The following is a 1886-nucleotide window of genomic DNA, read 5'->3' on the forward strand; positions in this document are numbered from 1 at the left end:
GGTGAGGGCATATCGCCAAGCCGACCATACCCAAAACGAAGTTAATCATGATCGGCTTGTGCTAGCAATTATACCTGCCGAACCGCCAGAGCTACTGTCCTAAAATCCAATTCTATTTCAAAATGTATATACACTATTTTTAAAAGCCAGCCTCACACCCCAAAACGAAGAGGGCAATAAAAGTGATATATTTATATTAAATAAAATGCAGGAAAACTAATTCGTTGCGCCGTATTGCTTAGCGTAGCGAGTATAGGAGGCAATATGAAGGAATATCAAAGTAGCCAAATAGCAGGGATTGTAGGTATATCGGTCGCTACGGTACGTAAGTATGCACAGTACATGGAAAAAGCGGGCTATATGTTTCTTAGAAATGAAAGCGGCCATCGAGTGTTTTTAGATAAACATATTTTACTCTTTAAAGAATTTAATGGCCTCTCAAAGACAGGGAATTTATCTTTGGGCCATATTGCCAATACGCTGGCTGCCAAATATAATGACTTAAAAACTGAAGAAAATGATAACCATATCGGGGGCGAAGCGGCACCCGATACGACCTTGATAGATAAGGCTTCAAAGGATAAAATCGCTCTAACAGATGAGCAATATAATTCTTTAATGAATAAGCTTGATAAACTCGCTACGCTAGACGATATAGTGGAACAACTTGAACAACAAAAAGGGTTTAATAAAATGCTCATGGAGCAATTAGAACAGCAACAAAAATACATTGAACAAAGATTAGATAAAAGAGATAGTCAATTGATTGAGTCGATGAGAAATTCTATGGATCAACGCCAAGCTATGATTGAAGCTGCTGTGGCTAAGGCTTCAAAGAAGAAATGGTGGGAGTTTTGGAAATAATGTCGTTAATTTGCGAATAGTTATATAGCATGAATACAGTTAAGATCGCCTTATACACTGATACATAATGGGCGGTCTTTGTTATTGCTATGTAGGTTATATCTAGTAGCTGTCTTCACTAGCGGAATAAGATTTAAATATTGAGTACTCTCTAGATGTATGATAACTATTTATGTCTCTTTTTGTTGGTAAAAAATATAAATATAGGCATCTGTCAACGGTAAATCGCAAGACCGTCAGGTCGAGAATTTAAGGAGTTGATAGATTTACAAGACCCAAACCCTCTGGGCACTCAAACAACCCCGTTTGTTTGACGCCAACCGGCGAGGGAGCCCCCTCAAAAAGTGAGGGGGTTGGGGGAGTTTTTTAGATGGGGTTAAGGGGAAGAGTTCCCCTTACAGGTGGTGGACGGCGTCCACGGTCTTCATGAAAAAGGGCATCCGTTGAGGATGTCTTTTTTCATTTTGGCGGAGCCAAACACAGGGAGGAATTCCGACCGCCACCTCGTAGAGCGCGCTCCCAATTTGATCGAAGATGAAAAATTGGTGTAGTGCGTTACACCAAATCTAAAATTGTGGTTTCCTCTACCTAAGAACAGTGGTTGAAATGGGGGGGTGGGGGGTGAAGAAATACGGTATTACCAGGATGTAATAACGGAGATCTAGAAATACAACCAACGAAAAGGAAGATTTGAAAGAACAGATTAGAAGAGAGTTAGATATAGAATATGAGGCTCATATAGGCCGTATAAGCGACGATTTGACTATTAGAAAGGAAAAGTACGAGAAAACGAAAAAATGCTTTTAGAGGCAAATATAAGGAACAATTTAATTAAAAAAAGCTCCTATCTGATTTCTCGCAAATGGGAATAGAATCAGATAGGAGCAAGAAAAAAGAAAGATAGAAACTTAAAAAATAATACATGTTTGCATGTAAATTGGTATAGCTATTGGTTTTAGGAACTGAAACGTAAACTTTCTGAAGGTAAAAAGGTCTCTTTCTCCCCCTGACAAGGATAGAGA

Annotated in this window: 1 protein-coding gene; it reads left to right on the forward strand. The window is 39.0% G+C overall.

Annotated features, from left to right (window positions below):
- The first annotated feature begins 264 nt into the window (after positions 1–264).
- Entirely contained in the window at positions 265–864 is a 600-nt protein-coding gene (locus ACFVWY_RS35610) for a hypothetical protein (RefSeq protein ID WP_383393414.1), read from the forward strand.
- Positions 865–1886 lie beyond the last annotated feature (1022 nt).

This window comes from Streptomyces sp. NPDC058195 (assembly GCF_042883525.1).
Lineage (GTDB): Bacteria > Actinomycetota > Actinomycetes > Streptomycetales > Streptomycetaceae > Streptomyces.